Below are 23,499 nucleotides of genomic sequence, written 5' to 3' on the forward strand. Positions count from 1 at the left end.
ATTTCTTATTAATTACAATCCAACTTTTACTATTAAAATGTTACGTTACTCTTAGTAGCAATTTAATAGCCATATTGTACATAATTGTATTTATTGTTATAATCTACTTTTTGAAAATTATTTATGACTCCAAAAAACAATCGAGAAAAAAAGTATTCATTTATTCATCAGTAGCTATCGCATTGTTAATCTGTTTATTGCTAACTAAGACTAGTAGCATTCCTGCAGCTAAACTAGTTGATAAAAAATTCGATAAAAATTATTATATAATTTTTCAAGAACGAAATAGTCCGGATTATATTCGATTATATTGTGATAAACTGACATTTGATTTAGTTAACGTATCTGATGATTATATTAACATTGAGTATACAGTATTCCCGTTATCAAAAAAATATTATTTTAAGAGTTTAGATATAATAGATAACTAATGAATAGAGGAACCTTAGTTTTTAAATATAGGGTTCCTCTATTATTATTTTTCTATATCCTAGATTATGATGATATATATTCCTGAATTATTCATGCTGACCTTGTCAGCATGATGCAATACCTTATAATTACTGAGTTTCATACATTTATTACTTTCACTTAAAAAGTGAAACCTAGATATAGAAAAAAGGTCTCTTCTTTGTTAAAATTTAAGTGCGACCCAAAACTCAAACAAAGGAGAAACCTCATATGTCTAGTTTACAGGATTTACACTTAGATTGCAATAACCGTATTAAAATAAATTTTAATGGAGGAGAACTTTCCTCCGATTCTGGATTACTTTTACTCTATGAGTATATAAATAAACTAAATATTCCTTCTATCATTGCTGAAAATTTTAGTACTGATACAAAACTGCGTGTTCATTCTGATTCATCCATCCTCATGCAACGTATCTTTCAAAACATCGCTGGGTATTTTCAAGATGATGATGCAGATGAATTAGCTTTTGATCCTATATTTACTCAAATTCTTTCTAAAGAAAGATTGGCGTCTCAACCTACAATAAGCCGATTTATGAATCGTCTTGATGACACATGTATTATGCAGATGGATGTTCTTCATCAACTATTACGTGAGAAAATTTATTCTTATGAACAACCACAACAGATCATTCTTGATGTCGACTCTACTTCATTTACTACTTATGGTTCGCAAGAAGGTAGTAGCTATAATACTCATTATCAAAACGTTGGATATCATCCATTATTAGTATTTGATGGGTTAACTAAGGATTTATTAAAGGCTGAGTTAAGACCAGGAAATACTTACACTTCAAAGGACGCACATAATTTTTTGTATCCTCTCCTATTGGAATATATGGATAATTATCCAGATACTCAACTATTCTTAAGAGGTGATAGTGGTTTCGCAGACGTTATGCTTTATGAAAAGTTAGAGACCAATGGTGTGAGTTTTGCTATTCGTATGAAGGAATCAGCACGCTTACGTAAGATGGAAGGTGATGTTTATGATTTTATGGAATCATTAAACAATAATCTTGTTGATTACGCTTGCACTTATACTGAATTCATGTATGCCGCTGATAGCTGGGCATATCCTCGTAGAATTGTTTGCAAGATTGAAAAACCATATGGAGTAATGGTAGCTAATTATACATTTATCGTTACAAATATGGAGCTTCCTGCCCAGGATATTTTACGTTTTTATTGTAATCGAGGGACTATGGAAAACATGATTAAAGAAGCAAAACTAGGCTTTCATATGAATGCTATGCCAAATCATGATTTCATAATTAATCAAAATCGACTCCAAATCAATATGTTAACATATAACATATTCAATTGGTTTCGTCGAATGGTTTTACCAAAGAAGATGAGACATCTTCAAGTTGATACAATTCGTTTAAAACTTATAAAAATAGCAGCAAGGCTAACGAAGAAATCACGTTATCTAATCTTTAAGTTATGCAGTAGTTGCCCTTATAAAAATGAGTTTAATGAAGTTTTATCAAAAATCCATTCACTAAGACCATTACAAAGGTTATTAGAGTAGATAGTGAGTTGTACATTGACAGTTAAAAAAAGAGATTATTAATACCTTAGTTAAATTCCTTTCTTTTTTACTGTTAAAAAAAGTAAATTCATAAAAACAAATGCAAATACAATGGGCTGATATAAAAATTAGTAAATTAACTTTGCTATTCACTTAGGTGAATAATTCAGGATATTTATTTATTATTTTTGATACATTACTTCTATCCATGTACATTTTCTTTGCCACTTGTTGCTGAGTCATGCCATCATGATATAAGTATTCAAATACAAGTTTATCTCTTGGATTCGTAATGTTTGCAATAAGCATATCAATCTCACATTTCATTTGTTCAAGCAATTGTATTTCAGATTGAAGCTGTACCTCTAGTACACGTACCTTCGCTTTCCATTCTTTATTATCTCTTATATTTGGTTCTGAAACATAAAATCCTCTAGGCAAATAAGGAAAACTTTTTGACGAACCATACACTTTGCCCACCTCGTTAACTGGTGGATTAGTCTTTAGTTTCTCTAGCTTCTTTTTATCACGTTCAATTATTTCTTTTAAATACGTATAATTTGCTAGGTATTCTTTTGTTATCATTTTATCCCCTCCAGTTTTTCTAACATGGTCTTTTCATGACCTCTATTTTAGCAATGACACCACCATCTATAAACTTTTGTAATTGTGCTAAGCTATCAGGGGCATCATCGTGTTCGTTTTTACCTATTTGCACAAACATAGTAAGTTCGTCCATTGCATCTTGATATTCTTGATCCCTATGCTTCTCATCTAAGAAATAAAAATTCTTTTTTATGTCTGGAGCATACTGAATTATCTTTGCAAGTTTGCTAACTTGATTATCAGCTTTCTTGCTAGTTATGTTTGTTTTAAATCCTGCCTCACGTAATCTTCTGTCAACTTCATCAGCGTACACATCACCACCATTGTTAGCCTCAAAGTGTTCTTGATGTGGCTTATGATGGAGTGTCTTTCCAACTACAATTGGATAAGTAATATCTTTGTCACCCTTATTGAACATCCAATCGTGTATAAAAACTTTACCGTCATTATACACATAACCGAAAGGCATTGAGAAACTATCTCCACCACCCCAAGCAACGTCACCCACAGCAATTATCCTGACAAGCCCGTATTCTGGAAGAATGCCATTATAAGTATTAAGTTCACTCTCTGGGAATAATAACCCTTCACGAACAAATGGTTTTTGTTGATACTTTGCTTCCCACTCATTCTTATCAAGACGCTCCTTTAGGTTTAAGAAATACTCTGTTGAGAATCCTTTGCCATAAAGATAATCAAAATTTGATTCTCCATTTTCATTAAGTGCAGGAATTTTTCTAAATCTGTATCTTGGATTATCTTTGTATTGATTCTCAACCTTACCCAATGGATCCAATACGTTCCATCTTGTACCTACCATCAATTCCCTTGAACCATCATTCTTACGGTCAACCAATACGTTTAGATAATCTTGATATCTTCCTTCTAGCCTTGTAGGATTTAGTGATTCAGTTCTGTCTCTTACCAAGTCATCGACATACAAATACCCATCATTGCTTATATCAACTGCACCTGTCCATGTTCCATCAATACCGCGACAAGTTAATGTTGAGAATCTATCTGGTTTATCAAGATTAATTTCTTTTTTTTCTGCGGATTTTGATTCAAGTTTAACCCCTGGAAAAATATCTGCAAAATGATATTCCTGTGAATTTATAATGGTTAAACACTCACTATAAAACCCATCTGCAAGAATACCACTGTGACCACTCATTGCATTATGACAATTTGGTCTTTTCCCCATAATCCAAGATATAAAGAAAATACATATCGTACTTTTACCAACTCGTGGAGGCATAGACAATCCATAAAAATCAAGTTTCCCATCTTCAAGGTCCTGCAAGTCTTGCACAACAACCTTTAATGTATATCTTCTTGGCAGATAGAATCTTTTCTCCGGTGCTCTATCTTTCTCCATGTAGATTAAATAAGATTCAAAATCATATGGAGCTAACAGTAATAATGCTCTGTAGTATAAATCCTTTGCACGAAAATCTTTTCTTGAAAGTCTACTTGCCTTATCTCGTACAAACTTTGCTTCTTCTATTGCAACATCTATATCTTCATTACAATTTATTATATTAATTGCAGTATTTATGAGATAATCAAGATTTTGATAATCCCATACATCATTTTTATGCAACAGCTTAATAAGTTTTTGGTTCTTTTCTGATACCACTTGCGCCACTCTCCTTTGCGAATGGCGCTCTATGGCGCTCTAAAAAATACATTTATTCTAACATTCTTCTCTATAGTTTATATATCCTTCTGTTTCACACTCTACACAAGGGTATAAATAACTAGAATGAACTTTTTTAGAAGTTCTATGATAAAGTCGTTTTCCATAATGCTTACAGATATGAGGGTTTGTCTTATTAACTTGTTCTTCTTCCTTTAAGTTAATATTGATACAAATATTGCAATCAAGCATTTTTCCTCCTAAAATTATATTAAAATTAGAAATTACCAACTACCTCATACGGTAGCATCAAATTTTCAGCATATAAAACTTCGGCGGTGCATCCTCTGCTTTTCTTCCAATCACCGAAAACTAGCATCTTATCACATCTTTCCAGTAAGTTTAAGCACATTTCTAAGCCATTTTCATATGAAACCGTATCATACATAAATCCAAAACAATGTATAGGTGAAATATATGTGTTTTCAGGGTGCTTTTCCGATAACTCAGTAATAATGTTTTCAACGCTTATTCTATTGCTTTCCATTCCACCATATGGGTGAGAAATATAGATTAACATTGCTCTTCCTCCAATGTTTCAATTAGCTTGTTCAAATACCATTGCGCCTTTTTCACATCTTCAAGTCCGTTCTTTTCTTCGTATCTCCAAAGATACTTGATTACATTTGCAACGCATACTGCTTCAATTCCTGTCTTACCAACTGTCGCACTCTCTATTGCATGAATACATTCAATTTTGCCCTTTTTGTAATGATTTGGATTTATGTTGTTAGGTTCATGTTCGCAAATATTCATTAAATCTAATGTGTTTTCACTAGTTAATAAAATAGATTTTGTTGTTTGATTAATCTCTGATATATTAGTCCCCCTTAAATCATTGTGTACCATGTATCACGTAATCCAGTTTTTTCGTTCCACAGATAACATACAATTGCTTTATCTGATTTGTATCCCTGCTGGTGTTCCCAGTAGGATGATGCTGCAATCGTAGGAAGATATCTAACTCTAACACCGCCTACTACTTTTGTTTCTTCGGTATGGTAATGACCACAATGTACTTCTGTAAACTTAGTATCAGATATAGCATGTCTTGCAAAATTAATAGGCAAGTCGCTCGTGTTTTTCTTTGGCAAATCCCCGTGATGAAGGACTACTAATGCTACTCCAAAAACTTTATGTTTAATTGGATCCGGTGCAATATCAAACGTTACGTTCTTATCATTCTTAAACGCATTTCGAACACTTCTTGCTAGCATGTATCCTGTTAATCGATCATGATTTCCGCAAAGATGAACAAACTCAACCGGCGCCAATTTTCCGAGGATAGTTATACCATCAATGAGCATGTCCTCTGCACATTCCGTTATCTTTTCAAGTCGGCCATCTGTTTGCTGAAATGTTCCATTCGTTGTTGTTTGATTATTGTTATCGACGTGCAAAACATCTCCAAGTCCAACTAAAACAACTTTCTTTAGTTTTTTGTACTTGCACCGTTCAACTATGTCATTGATGCACATGAAGAATTTTTGCTTTACAATTTTTAAATCGTAATCGTCACCTGTTTCTTTTCTCCATGACAATAAACCAATATGTGGATCCGCTAGGTCAATCTCCAATATTTCACCATTCGGATCGTAATTCAAACATTCTATAGGCAGCTTATCTTTGGAATAATCTTTATTCTCAAAATATCTATCAATATCATCTAGAGTAATCTCTGGCTTTTCCTTTGGCTTAACAGTAAGTTTACTTTGATAAAGCAGCATTTTCTTTCCGCCTTTTTCTTGTGCTTGCCAGAAGTTTGTTTTATAACTAAGTACATCCCAATGTTTTGGATCAAGTTTATGTGCTTCAATAATTTCTTCTGGATTGATATCTTCCTCATGTTCCATAATGGTTAGGATATCTTCGAATATTCTGCTACCGTCAGCCTTACATTCAAAACCTTTACGCTGCACTCTTTCTGTCTTATCTGTCTCAATATCAGATTTACCTCTTTTACCACTTCTCCAAGCATTACGTGCTTTATCGTATCGTTGCTGATATGTTAACTCTGGATATTCATCTGCTAGAGAGTTTGCTATTTCATTCCAAGAGAGTCCATTATGTCGTAGTTCTATAATCTTTTCTTTGAAATCCATGTATCCTCCTTTGCTTTATGTTTTATAAGTAATGCGTAGGCAAGGATTTGCACCTTGCATGGACAGCTTTACAACTCAAACTGAAAGTGTTTATTAACCCAGTATCTGTCCTTATGCCTGTTAAAGCGTCTACCTATTCCGTCACTACGCATCTGCTATTTTAGTTGAGCCAGCCACACCAATAATGAGTAGAGATATTTATTTTTGATATGTTCCTAAAACATTTCTTTCGATTCTATCTTCGACTCTGCGATTCATCCACATAAGCGCTTCCTCGATATGTGTTAATGCACATGCATTTTCTCTGCTTGCGAATGGTCCTGCTTGAAAACTTTTCAACCTATCTCTTACGATTTCTAATAAGTCAGAATCTAAAACACCATGTATCGCATCCTCTTCTTTTCTAGGACCCTTTTGAAAGTGTATTCTTTGATAAGAAACATAGGCACCGTTTGGGTCAACTCCATCTATTACATATTCGTGATTTGCCCCACCGCTACTCTTTTCATCAGCAGCATAAACATTGTTTAAGTTTTCCCTTTTCTGAATTGTGCTTAATTCTCTCATATGGTTAATTCTCCATTTCTTGACTATAATCTTTAAACATAGCATCTGATTCATCATTAAATCGTTTCAATTCTTTGTAAAGCTTATATACTGCAACTGTATGCATCCTTTGCGACTTCGCACTTATCTTAGTTGCTACAATTTGAATTCCTGCTAACGCTATTGAACTCACGATTAGCAATATGATAATAAACAGTTCCATTTTTCTTCCCTTTCTTAATCACATTACAAGCAGCAAACCATTAATTAAACACCATATACTAACTACTTTAGTACTTTGAATTAAATCTTCTTTTTGTTTTCTTAGTGAAATTGAAAATATTAAAAACAAAACGAAATTAATTACCCCGATTATGATTTTTATAACGGCGAGCATTGTTTCTCCTTTTTATTTTTTAAAATTTTTTAAAATGAGACCTTTTTTATTTTTTATTTGCTGAAGGGGCTGAGAGAGCCGGCGGGGGCATGTTCAAAAATACCCCCAGGGGGTGTTGTTCATAACTTACCTATATAATTTGCAATTTTAAACACTTTATCACTGTGAAATTTAGTTTTGCGCTAAATAATACATTTAACGCAATCCTTGTATCGAGCGACAATTGCCATCAAATCCAGTAAAATCAATACTTTCAGCGTTTTCTTATATCACGAAATTGTTGTTTGTATATAGCGCAATGCATAGATATACATAATATTCACTCATATACACTGTATTTTGTATATTTAGTCACTATCTAAAGGGATATCCTGCTCAATAGATTCAAGCATCTCATCCGGAGTATAGTTGCTCTGTAGCTGCTGATTTGGTGTAACTGTGATTTCTTGCTTATCAGAAAGTCCATAGTAATTTTTAGATCTGAACATAAACAACACTGGATTATCGAGTCCTTCTAACGCCATTAACTCATCATATTCCGCAATAAATTGCTTAGCTTTTTTAACCAGTAACGAACAGCCAGAGCCGAGCTGTGCGTCTCTACTGCCATTTTCCCAGTCATTTAATGTGTTCCATCCTGTTCCTAAAGCAGATGCTAATCCTCTTATGGTTGGTCTAAGACCTAGTTCAGCACAATCACTAAAGTAATCATCAACAAGAAGTTGCATTTCATCAACACTATTAAACTTAGCTACTCCTCTTCTACTTTGCAATTTATACAAACGGTTGAATAGCTCTGCTTTCTTTTTTGCACGTTCATTGTTAGGTTCATCCAGTGACATGTTGAGAGGTCTACTATTCCGTACATGTCCTTTCTTAACTTCTTCTACTGCAAATGTAGTAAAATCATCTGGTTCATTTGTATCTATAGGTTGTATACGTTTCTTACCTTGCGTATCTTTAGCCACTATCTCACATCCAATCTAAATAATTTAAAAACACTCTAACACTTAGATTTGTAATAGTAGTAGGTACTAAATATAGTATTTATATATACCCAATATACAATATGTTGTATTTATCTACTTCTTATGTATGTCTGTAGCTTTCAATTTCATGTCAAATTTAAGTTATAAATTGAAATACGTAATCTTTATAGGCTAGGGAAGTAAAATAGATTCTAGGGCATTTAAAAGCTTTACAATAAAAAAGAGCCGATAATTAAATCAGCTCCATATGTTCTCTATTCAGTTAGACCAAGATATTCGTTTAATCTTTCTTTATTTGCATTATATACAAAGTCTCTAAGTACGTCTTTCAATTCACTTGTTTTATCTATAGGTTGTAAATCCTCTTGTGGAATAGCGTTGAATTCTTCATCCGTCATGTTATCAATTTCAGAATCTGAATATTTCATCTTCGTCCTAGCTAAGGAAACAATATCATATGCGGTACTGCATCCATCTATATAGTCATTCTCTTCCGGTGCTGTCTTATCAAGTAGCTTTATAAATAGGTCATTTAACTCCTCATCATCGGTAAAGAAAGTGTAATGTTTCCACCATCCATTTATGGTCTTGTTATACGTATCCTCTTCTTGTGTTTTATAAATCATTTTTCTATCCTCCAATTTACTCATCTCGTCGAGTGTGCTCGACATATTATCGTTAGATAATATATAGTCTTTATTTGTCTTATTTAAGTCTATATTATTTATAATATTCTTATGTGGTTTCATTTTGACACTTTGCAAAGTTTCATTTTGATACCGACAAGGTTTCATTTTGACACTTTGACACTTTGATACTTTGGTACTTTTAATGGTGTCATTTTGACACTTTGCTATCGTGTCTTTATTTACAGCAGAGACATACTTTACATTCTTATATCGATTATAACCGACTCGTTTTATAACCCCAATTTCTTCAAGTTCTTTCAATCGTCTTAAAATGGTACTTTTACTCTTTCCGGTTTGCTGAATCATATAATTTATGGATCCATCAAAATACTTTCTTCCTCCATTAGTCGCATTATAAATTATACTGAATATTTCTGCATTTTGACGCCCTAGAGCTTCGTCTGCCCACTTAGGAATACTTAAAATCACAGCTTCTTTAGCCACTCAATTCACCACCCCACTCTCATTCGTAATAGAAATTACTCTTTGTTCGATATCTGCCACGTGATCTCATACCCTGCGATTCTTGCAATCTCTAAACATTCACTATATTTTATAGTACCTCTTGAAAGCTTATTAGATATATTTTGCACACTTGTTGGTTCATGTGTCTTACTATACTCTGTTGCAATTTCTGTTAATGCCATCCTACTCTTAGCTATATATGATTTAATTTCGTTCCTAATATTGTTTTTCATATTTATAACCTCCTATTTAAGATATATCCCTAGTGTTTAGAAAATACTCGTTTTAGTATAAAAATATTTTACAGAGTTTTAGTATGAGTTAATATATTTATCTTTTTCCGCATAAAAAAGGCACCTAGTTTCCTAGATGCAACTTCTTAATTATTAAACTTTATTATATAACTAATACATTCCGTTTGACTTAATTTTCTCTAAGTCTTAAAGTAACTAAAGGAAACTTATTCTCTTATCCAAAGTTTTTCTTAATCCTGAATTTATTACTATATGATGGATTTTCCTTTTATTAGTGTTGCTTCAGGGTGTCATCTGACTGCTATGAAATAATTTAGAATGGGATGGTAATACAGTGAAATCAAGGATTTGGAATGTGTTGGTTGACTGCTATACTTGATCTTCCTATTGTTTTGACTGTTAACTTGACTGCGATTTGACTGTCATATTTAGTGCGATAAAGTGCCATGAATTGCATTATTCACAAGGTTTGAACTGTGTTGAGTTGGGTGCTAAATGTGAGTTGTTATGACCGTTATATAATTAAATTATATTAAGTTAATATAATAAAATAGATTAAAATAAAGTCTCAGTTTCTAAATTAGAAAACAGAGACTTTATAGCTACTATAGTTTAGACAGTCTTAAGTTAACTAAGAATATCAATAATCAAACTTATCCAAACTAACACCCAATAGCTGGTATCCTTCATTTGTAATTTTATACTCAAACACAAAGCAGTGCCCTAAACAATATTCACTATAACCTGTCCATATTTGAGCTTCATATCTTAATATAACAGAGCCATCGTCTTGTAATATATAACGGACCGCTTGACTTTGTAAATCTTCTACTGTTGTTTTTTCCTTAACCTTTCCGTTTTGATCATACATTCCAAGTTCTTTTGCAATCGGAAGAAATGAAGTTCCTATATCAATCCATTCATCAATACCATACTCTAGAGCTGTTACATGAACTTGATAATTGTCTTCATATGTTGCTGTAAATGAAAATGAATTTTGAGAATCACTTTTCCAAGTTATATCGCCCATTTCCCTGTAACTTCCCTCTTTATTTGACAAATACACCTCTTGTCTTATTAGAGTTCTATAGGCTTCTCCTCGCAACATAATATCCAATATGCCATCTTGGTTAATGTCATAAAAACAGACTTCTGGCGCTTCACTTGACTGGGGATAATAATATTCTCCAAAAGAAAATGGATATTCTTTTCCTTGAATCCAAATAGAACCAGGGTTAAGCGAATCTTTTACATAAAACATTAAATTAATATCATCTTTGTCATAATAAAATATGTTTAATGATTCAACTTCATCTTTTATTGTTTCTAAAATACCAATCGGAAGCACATCTATATCCGATTCTGGGTTGTAGTAATTCATCTGATCCATTAAAATCTCATTTACAATTGGAGTTTTTCTCCTTGTATTATAGTTGCTTTCCTCTGCCGTAGTCTTTGATGAGCACGAGGTTAGAACTAATGGTATACAAAGAATAGTTATTACTTTGCGATAGCTCCGCAATTTGTTCATGTAGTTCCTGACCCCCAATCGTGAGTATGCGCTGAAGCAATAATCAGCGTTCCATAATTCATATGAGAATTATAATAAGATACGCTTGCATTTCTTGTATAATAATGACGTAATATATCTTGCCAAGAGGTTCCTGCCGTTCCCATGGTGTTTGATTCTATTTGTGCTAGTATACCACCATTTTTTTTGCAGTATTCATTATTTGATTCTCTTGTTCTGTAAAACGTTTTAAAATTTGCCCCGTAGGAATCCAATAAGAAATAACTTGTGACAAACTCAACAGCGCTTTTGGCTGAAGTTGAAATCGTAACTCCTTCTTTATATACCTGCGTACTGTCATTTATATCATAATTACTTCCTGACGCTGCTGTATTTACAAAGTGCATAGCAAACATTTTTATTGCCATTGCACATGCACGTGCACCATTAGTATTAGAAATAGTGTTCATTTCATTAGATGCTACTACTTTTAGGTATTCAGCAAAAGGTCTTTCCACTACACTACCATTATACAATACTCGAATCTTACTTGGGTTTTTAACAGCATCAATATATGCAGGGACATCTGTCACGTATTCTGATATACCACCATATAAATATGCATTTCTTTTTGTAACGTATAGTTTAACATCTTCAGAGTCAGAATCATTATCTGTAATAGTTCTATTATATGGAATCTCAATATTAATAATTCTTATATCCCCAGTTAGATCCTCACCAATGTAAAAAATAAAGTAATTAACACCTTCTGTATAATACTTATCCGAAGTATATACATTCATATTACATTTAACAAAATAAGATTGCACATTAGAGTAAGTATAATCATCATATACATATGTATCCATTTGGCTTATATAATTGGCATAAAGAACTTCTGTATTTATAACATTGTATATTCCTTGATGAGATTCCTTATTTTTCTCATTATTAAAAAAATCATTTACATAATTTTTTAATGAATCTCCATATAAGTTGATAACTTCATTTTGATTTCCTTCATTTATCAAATCATAATATTTAGTAATCAATGTTTCATAATTCTCACTTGCTTTTACCGCTACTCCTTGTGTTGAAATTAACAAACTAATAGCTAATAAAGCTGCTAACACCTTTTTAATTATTCTTTCCACCTCAATCTCCTTTTAATTTTAAAGTATTTATATTATCCTACATTTCCTTACGATATCATAAGCATCCCCTCCTTTACCTTACTTTTTTTATACTAAAAAACAATTTAAACTTAAAAACAGTTTTATAGTATTTAATTATCCCTATATTTTAGTACCCTAATCTCAATTGCATTCAATAAAATATTATTATGAACATGTCAACTATACTGAAATAAACTATTTATTAATTATATATTAATATAAAATATCTTAAAATCCAACTTATTTTTACATAATTAGTAATTAATTCCTACTTTTCAACTAATTGCAAGGAGTAGGAGTATTTCTACTCCTTGACATGACATAATTTAGGTAACTTATCTGTTCTGATTCCCTTGAATACTGCTTGTCTCATATTTTCACGGTCATTTGGCATTGATTCTATTATGCATAATAGCCAAATGGCGAACTGTTACGGATAACATACCTGTGTTGATTCAATACCCTTAAATAAACCCCTAATGTCACATGGCCTTTGTAAATTAATTTATCACCGTCATATTGGCCTATAATAAAGCTAGTCCTATTATTTGGTTTTAAGATATAACCACAAAGAACAAAGTCTTCTGAATCCAATACCTTGAACTTGATCCAGTCCTTCGACCTCTTGTCGAACCAGTATTTACTTGTCTTTTTCTTTGCAACTACTCCCTCTAACTTCTGTGCCTTCGCAAGTTCGAAGAGCTGTACACCATCATTCTCTATATAGCGAGATACAGCAATCCGTTCATTCTCTTCTACTACATTTTGTAACAATTCTTTTCGCTCTATAAGCGGTAAATCAGTTACTAACTTATTCTTGTAATAAATAATGTCATATGCAACAAAACTGGCTGGATTTTTACTTGCTGCTAAACGTATCTTAAATTGATCCGTCATCATTGTTCTACGTTGGACCGCATAGAAGTCTGTAATACCATTCTTAAGTACAAATAATTCACCATCTAAGATACACTTATCTTTTACATTCTTGTGAATCTCACCTAGCTCTGGGAATCTTGGTAGTAGTCTCATGTCTCGCTTGTTTCGCAAGTCAACTCCATCCGAATCAAAATATGCAATACACCGAATTATGGGTATCACCTTATATTAAAATAATTATCCCAAAATAAAGCTAAATAAACCAAAGGAAGTCCGTTTGACTTCCTTTGGTTTATTACCTACAATTAATTATTTAAATCTTTCGTCTTGCCAGGTTCAATACTAAAAAGTGTCTTATTTATTTCAAAATAAAGAGGAATTGCTGTGGGATTATGTACGATGGAACCATCCATACTAAATATCAATTTTTTATAGGCATTCACATATTCATAGATTTCAATATTGGTCCCATACCAGATATCACTTCTGTTACCTGCATATTCTGCAAATTTCTCTATTACATCCCAATTATCATCGGTTTCAAATTCGTAACTATGTCCCCATAAATAGAAAAGCCAAGGAGTTCTATCTGGTGATTCTTCAACAAATATATGCGTAAGCTCCTCTAATCTTTCATCGCCATGATGGCAAGTAGGGTCTAATAAAAGCCAGTCTTCTGGAATCCTAAAATCACCTGTTGAATTTACCGTTCTAGCATAAACAATATCTGCTTGTTTCAGGCATTCAATTACTTTATCATTATAAGTACCAAACGGATATGCCATTCCTCTAACTATCCTATGAAACTGCTTCTCAAGATTCTCTCTATCTGCTACAATTTCCCTAATGCACAAGTTCGAAGGTAATTGTTCTAAAAATGGATGAGTTAATCCATGAACTGCAATTTCCATTCCACTATTCTCATAAAGCTCTATTGCTTGATTTTGCGTCAAACGGCGATGAATGGTTCCTTGGGGATAAACGGTTCCTTCTTTTGCATAGGACCCACTATTTAAATTAAAGGTACCTTTTAGCCCATATTGTTTCATAATAGAGATTAATCGAATGTCTTGCTCAACTCCATCATCATAACTTAATGTTACTGCTTTTTTCTTTCCTTCTGGAAATCTCATAAATATACTAGACATATACTTCCTCCAATATTGCGATTTTCATTGCCTAAAACATAATATTTTATCTGTTCTCTCACAACAAAATTAAAATGTTCTCCTACACTTTCAACAGCCTACTTTTTATAAAGTTGAGCATAACCATAACTAAGTATACCAAGGTAGCATCAATAAAAATGTATTGCGGACTCCATTCAACCCCCATATTTGAGTTTATTAACATATATATGAACCTCTTCATTCCAAGTGATTCATTATTATGTATAATAACCCAAGGATTAACAAAACCATACTCATAAGTGTAATGATTTAAATTCCAAAAAGTAGGTCCTATTTTCTGTATAAATGATATAAAAAAGATAAAACAACAAAGATTATAAAAATAAGTTTTTTGAGGTGCATATGTAATCATGAATTTCCTTAATCGTTTCATTATATATAGATCTACCTTTCCCAAAATGTCCACGTTCATTGTATATAATTCTACCTCTCCCAAAATGTCCACATTACATTTGGCTCATATCCTATTTTAGAATAAAACTTATTTGTGCCACCTGTCATATGAGTAGCACCCAGGGGCTTCATACTGCGATAAAGCTCTGAAAGCGCAGAAGCTGCCAAGCCCTTTTTACGATATTCAGGTACCGTGCACAGTGGCTCCATATATGCTAAATAATTTTGTGGAGTCCACCACATACCTGCCCAGCAGACATACTCTCCTGCTTCATTTTGAATTGCGACTGAGTATTCTTGCGTTGCATGAGGTGCTTGTAGTAAGTGATATCCACTCTCAGCATTTCTTTCTCATAAATATCTAACATAAATTGATAGATATCCATGTGATCTGCAAGTATTTTGTATTGCCTATTTGTTATCCCCTTCATTTCTTTCCTCCATGAAATTTCTTATATATCATCTCCAGAAATACAATCTCCAATTATAAATTACAACAAATTTTACCAATTATCAAGCTTCTATATCAGAATATTTTCAATCATATGATTTATGATTTTAAGTCAAAGTATTCACACTGACTCATGTAACATAGTGTAACACCACATATAACTGTATTTTTTGTAATTATATTCTCACTTATATAAAAAAGGCTCTAAAATCAATATTATTACGAGTATAACACACCCGAACCCTAATAGTTAATATATTTTCCATAAAATTAGATCTGAATCCAGTAAAGAATAGGATTCTAAAAAACCCCGACCCAAAAACTTAACACAGAGCAAAAAAATAAAGCACCTATAATAATAGGTGCTTTAAATATCTGATATTAGATTATCGGATGGGCGGTGTATCCATCATCTCAGGTACTCTAAATCAATTAAAGTGCGTCGGGAACCATTTCCGAACCTCAACAATCTTATATATTACCTTATGCATTTTGTTATAATTATATTACTATAAAATATCGAACTTGTCAAGTTTTCTCATATATGTGCATACGACCACTGTTTAACCTACGCATTAGCTTTGATTCTTTTAATTCATACATCGAAGCAACATATAAATAATCTCCTGTTTTATCAAGTTTTATAGCAACTAATATATTTCCATCATATTTTTTTATAAATTCAACACTGTTTTCTTCTTTTGGATTTTTCCCAATATAATCAGGTTTCTTCAATATCTCAGGGATTTTATCCAGATATTTAATGCAGTGAGCATGTCCGTGTTTCTTCATATGAGAAGGAAGTCCATTTGATTGATATATTTTAACAATGGGTAAATTCAACCCCATGATCTCATTGAACTCCTTTTCATATTTCCCTACCTCAATTAACTTATGGTTCTCCATTTTGCCACCTAAATAGTAAATTATCGTATTTAAAGATGCGCTTCTTCTAGTTTACATCAAAAAATCCATCAAAGATATCTGATTTGAAATTGGTAAATCGCCAAGAAGGCCTAAGTCTGCCATCAAATCAACCACAGTACTACTTACCTTACATCTGGATTTAAAATCATCTCTTGATAAGAACTTACCATCTTTCACAGCTTCTACCACCTGATCAGCCGCTTTATCCCCCAAACCATCAATTGTACTAAAGGAAGGCATCAACTTATCTCCAACGATTTGAAAATGATGTGCTTTCGCAGTGTAAATATCAATTGGCACAAAGTCAAAACCTCTTGCGTACATTTCTTGCACAATCTTCATATCCTTTAATGTGTCTTCCTCTTTTTTCGTGAGTTTCTGAGCAGGGTCATTCGAGGCTGCTCTTCTCTTATACTCATTCATATGATATTCCAATCGTTCTTTACCAAGACACATCAACTCATAGTTAAACGCAGTTGCACGTATACTAAAATACGCACAGTAGTAAGCTAGCGGATAATATACTTTAAAATAAGCAATTCGAAATGCCATCATAACATAAGCACAGGCATGCGCCTTCGGGAACATATATTTAATACGTTTACAGGACCAAATATACCAATCTGGAATTCCCTTCTCAATCATTGCCTCTTCCATTTCAGGGGTTAATCCTTTACCCTTACGTACACTTTCCATGATTTTAAACGCAAGACCATTCTCAAGACCACGATGAATTAAGTAAACCATAATATCATCACGGGTACAAATCGCAGTACCAAGTGTACACTTTCCTTCTGCAATCAATGTTTGAGTATTATTTAACCAAACGTCGGTACCATGGGAAAGACCTGAAATACGAATCATGTCCGAGAAACTTTTCGGCTTTGTATCTCTTAACATCTGCATAACGAAATCTGTACCAAGCTCAGGAAGTCCAAGGGAGCCAAGATCACAACCGCCGATATCTTCTGGCTTAATACCAAGTGCTTCGGTAGACTCAAATAATGATATCACTTTTTTATCATCCATTCGAATCTGTTTTGCATCAATTCCTGTCAAATCTTCTAGCATACGAATCATCGTCGGATCGTCGTGTCCAAGAATATCAAGTTTTAGTAAGTTATGATCGATGGAGTGATAGTCAAAGTGAGTTGTAACAGTTTTCGTTGACATATCATTGGCTGGTCGTTGCACCGGTGTAAAGGAATAAATCTCTTCCCCATGAGGTAGAACAATAATTCCACCTGGATGCTGTCCAGTCGTTCGTCTAACACCTACACAGCCTTCAACAATTCGGTTGATTTCTGCTTGCCTTTTATGAATTCCATGTTCCTCATTGTACTTTTTCACAAAACCATATGCTGTCTTATCTGCAAGTGTACCAATGGTTCCAGCTCGGAATGTATGACCTTGTCCAAAAATAACTTCGGTATAATCATGTGCTTTACTCTGATATTCTCCCGAGAAGTTTAAGTCGATATCCGGTTCCTTATCACCATTAAAACCAAGGAAAGTTTCAAATGGTATATTGTGACCATCTTTAGATAATGGCTTTCCACAAACAGGACAATCCTTATCTGGCATATCGCATCCAGACATCTGAGAATATGATTGAACTTCTTCCGAGTCAAAATCTGAATAAAAGCAATTTGGACAATAATAATGAGCAGGAAGTGGATTAACTTCTGTAATACCTGACATTGTCGCAACAAAGGAGGATCCTACTGATCCACGGGAACCAACCAAGTATCCATCTTCATTTGATTTCCACACAAGCTTTTGTGCGATAATATACATAACGGCAAACCCATTGGTTATAATGGAATGAAGCTCATGCTCTAGTCTTTCTTCTACCTGCTTTGGCAAATTAGGTCCATACATGGAATGAGCTTTATCATAACAAATCTGACGTAAGGTTTTATCAGAATCTTCAATTACTGGAGGGCACTTATCTGGACGAACTGGTGAAATTTTTTCAATCATGTCCGCAATTTTATTAGGATTTGTAATAACTACTTCTTCCGCTTTTTCTTTTCCAAGGTACATAAATTCTTCTAGCATTTCATCTGTGGTACGCATAAATAAAGGTGCTTGATTGTCTGCATCTGAAAATCCTTTTGCTGACATTATAATTCTACGATACACCTCATCCTCTGGATTTAAGAAATGGACGTCACAAGTTGCAACAACAGGCTTGTTAAATTCCTCCCCAAGAGCAACAATCTTTTTATTAATCTCAATTAAGTCATCATTGGAACTAATATCAAATTTATCGCTCTCTATCATAAATTGATTATTGCCAAGAGGTTGAATTTCATAATAGTCATAAAAATTAGCAAGTCTCGTAATTTCTTCCTGTGGTTGATTTCGTAAATATGCTTGATATAGCTCTCCCGCCTCACAAGCGGAACCAATCAACAATCCCTCTCTATACTGCGTTAATACACTCTTAGGAATTCTAGGTCTTCTTGCGTAGTAGTCAATGTGCGAATAACTTACCATACGATACAAATTTACTCGGCCAATATCATTTTGACACAAAATTATGCAGTGATAAGTTGGCATCTTCTTAATAACATCTGCTGAAATCTCACCCATGGCATTAATTTCGGATAATTGGCTAACATTTTGCTCTTTTAACATTTCAAGGAATTTAACATAAATTTCAGCGGTACACCCTGCATCATCAACTGCTCTATGATGATTTTCCAAGGAAATTGAAAGTGCCTTTGCTACGGTATCAAGTTTGAAATTATGAAGATCTGGTAGAAGTACTCTCGCTAAACCTACCGTATCTACAACGGTAAAATCAGTTTCAATCCCTAAAAATTCAGCTTTCTTTGTTATAAATCCAACATCAAAAGAAGCATTATGTGCAACTAAAACACAATCCTTACAAAACTCCAAAAACTCTGGTAAAATCACTTCAATTGTTGGGTAATCCATTACCATATCATCACGAATTCCAGTAAGCTTTTCAATATGAAATGGAATTGGTACTTCTGGATTGATGAATGTAGAATATTTATCGGTTATTTTACCACCGACAACTTTTACTGCACCAATTTCAATAATTTTATCTTTCACTGGCCCAAAACCTGTTGTCTCTATATCAAAAACTACAGTTGGCACATCAAGACTTTGATTTTTCGCGCCAACTACAATTTCTTTTAAATCATCTACAATGTATGCCTCCATACCATAGATAATTTTAAAATCTTTTGCACGTTGCATCTTTTCTTCATCATCTTTATAATCTTTTGGATTAATTGCATGAGAAGCTTCCGGGAATGCTTGAACAACACCATGGTCGGTAATTGCAACTGCTTTATGGCCCCATTCAAATGCTGTTTTAACTAATACTTTTGGATCAATAACTGCATCCATATCACTCATCATTGTATGAGCATGTAGTTCCACTCGCTTTACATCCGCATGGTCCATTCGCTTTGTTGTAAAATCAGGAATCTTTTTAATACCAACAATAGATGAAATTGAAATTTCACGGTCATACTTATCAAGAAGAGCCATACCTTTTAGTCTTACAAACTTACCTTTTTTAATATTTGCACGAACCTCATCGATTTGTTCTGCACGCACAAATATTTTAATTCCAATCGTATCTGTAAAATCGGTTACTGAAAAAATAACTAAGAATTTTTCGTTTCGAAGCTCTCTATCTTCATAAGAAATGATTTTACCACGGATTACAACTTCTCCAATTTCATCTTGAATTTCACTAATTTGAATGGTCTCTCCATCAAATGGTCTACCATAAATAATGTCTGGATCATCAGGAAGTTTCTTTTTGACATATCTTCCTTTCTCATTTGAACTAGAGTCGTTTGTGCCTTTTCCTTGTCCAAACTTATTCTCACCATCATTACTTGAAGCCTTTTGGGTTTGCATTTTATTCGCTTTTACTACATTAGTCGAATCAGTTGCTTTGACTTCACCTCTAGCTGCACTGCTTGTTCCCTCACTATCTACACTTGTAGATTCGTCAGAGCCATAAGAACTTTTTGTTCCCCAATTACTTTCCATTGCTTGGGTGGCATTTGCTCTTACAACATCCACTTTAACAAACTCATACGCCTCTTGCTCCTTCTCTTCCTCTTCCTGGCGAACTAAATATTCAAACCTAACCTTAACAGGAAAAGAAAAGCGCTCTAAATAAACCGTTTCAAGATAGCTTCCGATATCTGCTGACTTCTTTTGATTTAAGAAGCTATCTTCCAAACGAATATTAATATTTAAATCATCAAATAGTATTTCTCCACTTCGTAGTATGTTATAATCTAGTACACTTTTCTCTTGAATTTCTTCATAAAAGCTATCCAGATAAATATCCCATAAATTCGAAGGGGTATACTGTGCAGACAATTCATACGTATCAAATAGTTCTACATAATTCATCGTTTTAGAAAACAATTGCTTTTGCAATAAAGCCTCCATTTTCTTTATATTTTTACGACTAATTAATCTTTTACTACTTATGTAGACTAAGATACGATTGGTCGTTCTAGAGGCTGCAACCCTTAGAACGACCACTTCTTCAAACATTTCTACTAATGCTTGCTCCACTATTAAGTTTTCAAATACCTCAAAAAAACGCATGTCTTTCAACTCCTATTTTAGCAGGTAAATGAATCAAGTTCCTTTTTTAACTCCTGTAATAAGTCTTCTTCTTTTACAGTTCGAACGACTTCACCCTTTTTTATGATTAAGCCGACTCCATTACCGCCTGCAATTCCTAAATCTGCTTCTTTTGCTTCTCCAGGTCCATTTACAGCACAGCCCATAACTGCTACTTTAATATCTAAATCGTATCCTTGTACCATGTCTTCTACTTGTTTTGCAAGACCAATTAAGTCAATTCTTGTACGTCCACATGTTGGACAAGATACAACCTCAACTCCACCTTTTCTTAAACCAAGTGTTTTTAAGATTATTTTGGCAGAACGGATTTCTTCAATTGGTTGATCCGTTAAAGATACTCGAATTGTATCGCCGATTCCTTGATTTAAAATTAAACCTAAACCAATTGCCGATTTGATATTTCCGGCTACAATTGATCCTGATTCTGTAATACCAACATGTAATGGATAGTTCGTTTGTTTCGCTATTAATTCATGGGCTTTTACACACATCATTACATCGGAGGATTTTATACTAATAACTAAATTATCATATCCAAGGTCTTCGATAATCTTAACTTTATCAAGAGCACTTTCAACAATACCTTCTGCGGTTACATGACCATATTTTTCAATAAGATGCTTTTCTAAAGAACCACTATTAACTCCAACTCGAATTGGAATATTACGTTCTTTTGCAACATTTACAACGGCACGAACTCGTTCTAAATCACCAATATTACCAGGATTAATACGAATTTTATCCGCTCCATGTTCCATCGCAGCAATTGCCAAACGATAGTCAAAATGAATATCTGCTACAAGTGGAATATGAATCTGCTTTTTTATCTCTGATAACGCCTGCGCAGCTTCCATTGTTGGAACAGCACAGCGAATAATGTCACAACCAACTTCTTCTAATGCTAAAATTTGAGCAACAGTTGCATTAACATCTTCAGTTTTTGTATTTGTCATAGATTGGATTAATACTGGATTTCCTCCACCTATTTTTTTATTTCCAATCGTTATTACTTTTGTTTGCATTCTATGCATAATAACCTCCACACTGCCTTTTAGCAGCTCAAAACATGAGTAAAAAGCACTAATTGTGCTTTTTACTTCGTATCCATATGTTTAAGTCTTTATTAAGTAGACAAAAAATTTATCATTTCTCGATAAAACTCTTTTCTTTGATTAGAGTTTTTTCCTTGATTAGAGTCTTTTCCTTGATTAGAGTCTTTTCCTTGATTAGAGTCTTTTCCTTGATTAAAGTCTTTTCCCTGCTAATATACCTAAAGTATGTTTCGAATATCATTAAAGAACACGAATACCATTAGCATCATTAATAAGACAAAACCTATCATATGAACAAAACCTTCTTTGTCACGATTGATTGGTTTACCTCGAAACGCCTCTATAATCAAGAACAATAATCTACCACCATCCAGTGCTGGAATTGGTAATAAGTTCATTACACCAAGGTTTGCACTTAATAAAATTGCCCAGTTTAACAGATTTACAACTACCATTTCAAATCCATATTGTTTTGATGTTTCAACTGCATTACCAATTTCACTTACAATACGTACTGGTCCGCCAAGGTCATCTGCTCCAACCTTACCAGTAAACAATTGTCCAAGACTCTTTACAGTAGAAGTAATCCAATAACGTACTTCAGAGAAGCTATAACGAAATACACCTAGTACACTTGTTTTTTCATACCCTTGGTTATACGCGAATCCAAGCTTAGTGCTTTCTTGCGCTTTTGGTGTAACTTCAACTGTTATATTCTCACCATTTCGTTCATATGTTAATGATATTTTTTCTTCTGTTAATGGATTATTTTCAATATACTCATTTAATTCCAATCCTGAATTAATTTTAACACCATTAATCTCTGTAATGATATCACCAACCTGAAGGCCAGCTAAATAAAGAGGAAAATCCTCTGATATTTGTGTGATTTCCGCTTTGGTTGTATCCGCATTGTAATAAAAACCAAGCAGATAACTCTTAGTTAATTCAGGTGTTATAGTCGTTTCAATTTTCTTTCCATCACGTTCATACTGAACTGCTATTGGTTCAGTTGTTGTAATTGGATCAAAATAATTTTTTGACCACAAATCCCTTGAAAGTGTTATGTTTGCCCCATTGAATTTTGTTATAATATCACCAGGCATTAACCCAGCTTCTGCAGCTGGACTGTTTTCTTCAACACTTGTTACTCTTGCAGGATCATAACCAATAATTGAAATCATAATTAAGGCCATTAAAAATGCTAATATAAAATTAAAGAATGGTCCTGCAAATATTGTGGAAATTCTTGCCCATACATTCTTATTATTAAATGCTCCTTGATCATCACTAAGCTCATCTTCTCCTAGCATCATACAAGAACCACCAATAGGCAGTAATTTTAAGGAATATCTCGTTCCACCTCTTACAAAACTTAAAAGTCTAGGTCCCATGCCTAGGGAAAATTCTGTTACTGTAATTCCTGCTCTTTTGGCTAATAAAAAGTGTCCTAACTCATGAAAAGTTATAACTAAGCCAAATATTAAAAAAGCTATAATTATCTTCATT

General features: G+C 33.4%; 22 protein-coding genes. 1 reads left to right on the forward strand and 21 read right to left on the reverse strand.

Features of this window, described 5'->3' with window-relative positions; translation table 11 throughout:
• Window positions 1-681: 681 nt before the first annotated feature.
• Window positions 682-2,007 (forward strand): IS1380 family transposase, encoded by a 1,326-nt coding sequence (locus BN4220_RS18165; RefSeq protein ID WP_066719928.1) that lies wholly within the window; start codon window positions 682-684, stop codon window positions 2,005-2,007.
• Between the two features lie 153 nt (window positions 2,008-2,160).
• On the opposite strand, the gene BN4220_RS18170 is transcribed toward BN4220_RS18165, so the two are convergent.
• The 21 genes from BN4220_RS18170 to rseP form a co-directional block, all read right to left on the reverse strand.
• Complete coding sequence (locus BN4220_RS18170; RefSeq protein WP_066719930.1) at window positions 2,161-2,592, reverse strand: MarR family transcriptional regulator; 432 nt, start codon at window positions 2,590-2,592, stop codon at window positions 2,161-2,163.
• Between the two features lie 19 nt (window positions 2,593-2,611).
• A complete protein-coding gene (locus tag BN4220_RS18175) occupies window positions 2,612-4,252 on the reverse strand; it encodes a hypothetical protein (RefSeq protein WP_066719932.1) in 1,641 nt (546 codons plus the stop codon).
• Window positions 4,253-4,309: 57 nt separating this feature from the next.
• Window positions 4,310-4,504: a hypothetical protein gene (locus tag BN4220_RS18180; RefSeq protein WP_066719935.1), complete on the reverse strand. Its 195-nt coding sequence runs from the start codon at window positions 4,502-4,504 to the stop codon at window positions 4,310-4,312.
• A gap of 25 nt (window positions 4,505-4,529) precedes the next feature.
• Window positions 4,530-4,832: a DUF4406 domain-containing protein gene (locus BN4220_RS18185; protein ID WP_066719937.1), complete on the reverse strand. Its 303-nt coding sequence runs from the start codon at window positions 4,830-4,832 to the stop codon at window positions 4,530-4,532.
• Window positions 4,826-5,161, reverse strand: coding sequence for a DUF3310 domain-containing protein (locus BN4220_RS18190; protein WP_197467956.1), 336 nt, complete (start codon window positions 5,159-5,161; stop codon window positions 4,826-4,828). Before BN4220_RS18190 ends, BN4220_RS18185 begins: the two co-directional genes overlap by 7 nt.
• Entirely contained in the window at window positions 5,143-6,414 is a 1,272-nt protein-coding gene (locus BN4220_RS18195) for a hypothetical protein (RefSeq protein ID WP_066719940.1), read from the reverse strand. The genes BN4220_RS18190 and BN4220_RS18195 overlap by 19 nt, the downstream gene beginning before the upstream one ends.
• A 198-nt stretch (window positions 6,415-6,612) precedes the next feature.
• On the reverse strand, window positions 6,613-6,981 hold the full coding sequence (locus BN4220_RS18200) for an Acb2/Tad1 domain-containing protein (protein WP_066719943.1): 369 nt from the start codon (window positions 6,979-6,981) through the stop codon (window positions 6,613-6,615).
• Window positions 6,982-6,985: 4 nt separating this feature from the next.
• Window positions 6,986-7,183 (reverse strand): hypothetical protein, encoded by a 198-nt coding sequence (locus tag BN4220_RS18205; protein ID WP_066719946.1) that lies wholly within the window; start codon window positions 7,181-7,183, stop codon window positions 6,986-6,988.
• A 521-nt stretch (window positions 7,184-7,704) separates the two neighbouring features.
• On the reverse strand, window positions 7,705-8,325 hold the full coding sequence (locus BN4220_RS18210; RefSeq protein WP_066719949.1) for a terminase small subunit: 621 nt from the start codon (window positions 8,323-8,325) through the stop codon (window positions 7,705-7,707).
• Window positions 8,326-8,600: 275 nt separating this feature from the next.
• Window positions 8,601-9,479: a hypothetical protein gene (locus BN4220_RS18215; protein ID WP_066719951.1), complete on the reverse strand. Its 879-nt coding sequence runs from the start codon at window positions 9,477-9,479 to the stop codon at window positions 8,601-8,603.
• 35 nt (window positions 9,480-9,514) lie between these two features.
• Window positions 9,515-9,733: a hypothetical protein gene (locus BN4220_RS18220; protein ID WP_066719953.1), complete on the reverse strand. Its 219-nt coding sequence runs from the start codon at window positions 9,731-9,733 to the stop codon at window positions 9,515-9,517.
• A 661-nt stretch (window positions 9,734-10,394) separates the two neighbouring features.
• Entirely contained in the window at window positions 10,395-11,285 is an 891-nt protein-coding gene (locus BN4220_RS18225) for a hypothetical protein (protein WP_066719962.1), read from the reverse strand.
• Window positions 11,282-12,418, reverse strand: a complete 1,137-nt coding sequence (locus tag BN4220_RS18230) for a hypothetical protein (RefSeq protein ID WP_066719965.1) — start codon at window positions 12,416-12,418, stop codon at window positions 11,282-11,284. The genes BN4220_RS18225 and BN4220_RS18230 overlap by 4 nt, the downstream gene beginning before the upstream one ends.
• Window positions 12,419-12,841: 423 nt before the next feature.
• Complete coding sequence (locus BN4220_RS18235) at window positions 12,842-13,540, reverse strand: ATP-dependent DNA ligase (protein WP_347477131.1); 699 nt, start codon at window positions 13,538-13,540, stop codon at window positions 12,842-12,844.
• Between the two features lie 83 nt (window positions 13,541-13,623).
• Window positions 13,624-14,466, reverse strand: coding sequence for a polysaccharide deacetylase family protein (locus BN4220_RS18240; RefSeq protein ID WP_066719977.1), 843 nt, complete (start codon window positions 14,464-14,466; stop codon window positions 13,624-13,626).
• 465 nt (window positions 14,467-14,931) lie between these two features.
• A complete protein-coding gene (locus tag BN4220_RS18250; RefSeq protein WP_066719983.1) occupies window positions 14,932-15,144 on the reverse strand; it encodes a GNAT family N-acetyltransferase in 213 nt (70 codons plus the stop codon).
• A complete protein-coding gene (locus tag BN4220_RS18255; RefSeq protein WP_066719986.1) occupies window positions 15,117-15,332 on the reverse strand; it encodes a hypothetical protein in 216 nt (71 codons plus the stop codon). Before BN4220_RS18255 ends, BN4220_RS18250 begins: the two co-directional genes overlap by 28 nt.
• A 548-nt stretch (window positions 15,333-15,880) precedes the next feature.
• Window positions 15,881-16,258: a PBECR3 domain-containing polyvalent protein gene (locus BN4220_RS18260; RefSeq protein ID WP_066719988.1), complete on the reverse strand. Its 378-nt coding sequence runs from the start codon at window positions 16,256-16,258 to the stop codon at window positions 15,881-15,883.
• Between the two features lie 51 nt (window positions 16,259-16,309).
• Window positions 16,310-20,896 carry a PolC-type DNA polymerase III gene (locus BN4220_RS18265; RefSeq protein ID WP_066719990.1) on the reverse strand — a complete coding sequence of 1,529 codons (4,587 nt, stop codon included), beginning with the start codon at window positions 20,894-20,896 and terminating at the stop codon, window positions 16,310-16,312.
• Between the two features lie 17 nt (window positions 20,897-20,913).
• On the reverse strand, window positions 20,914-21,969 hold the full coding sequence (gene ispG, locus BN4220_RS18270) for a flavodoxin-dependent (E)-4-hydroxy-3-methylbut-2-enyl-diphosphate synthase (protein ID WP_066719993.1): 1,056 nt from the start codon (window positions 21,967-21,969) through the stop codon (window positions 20,914-20,916).
• 239 nt (window positions 21,970-22,208) lie between these two features.
• Window positions 22,209-23,498: an RIP metalloprotease RseP gene (gene rseP, locus BN4220_RS18275; protein ID WP_066719996.1), complete on the reverse strand. Its 1,290-nt coding sequence runs from the start codon at window positions 23,496-23,498 to the stop codon at window positions 22,209-22,211.
• Between the last annotated feature and the right edge of the window lies 1 nt (window position 23,499).

The organism is Clostridium sp. Marseille-P299, from assembly GCF_900078195.1.
GTDB lineage: Bacteria > Bacillota > Clostridia > Lachnospirales > Lachnospiraceae > Lachnoclostridium.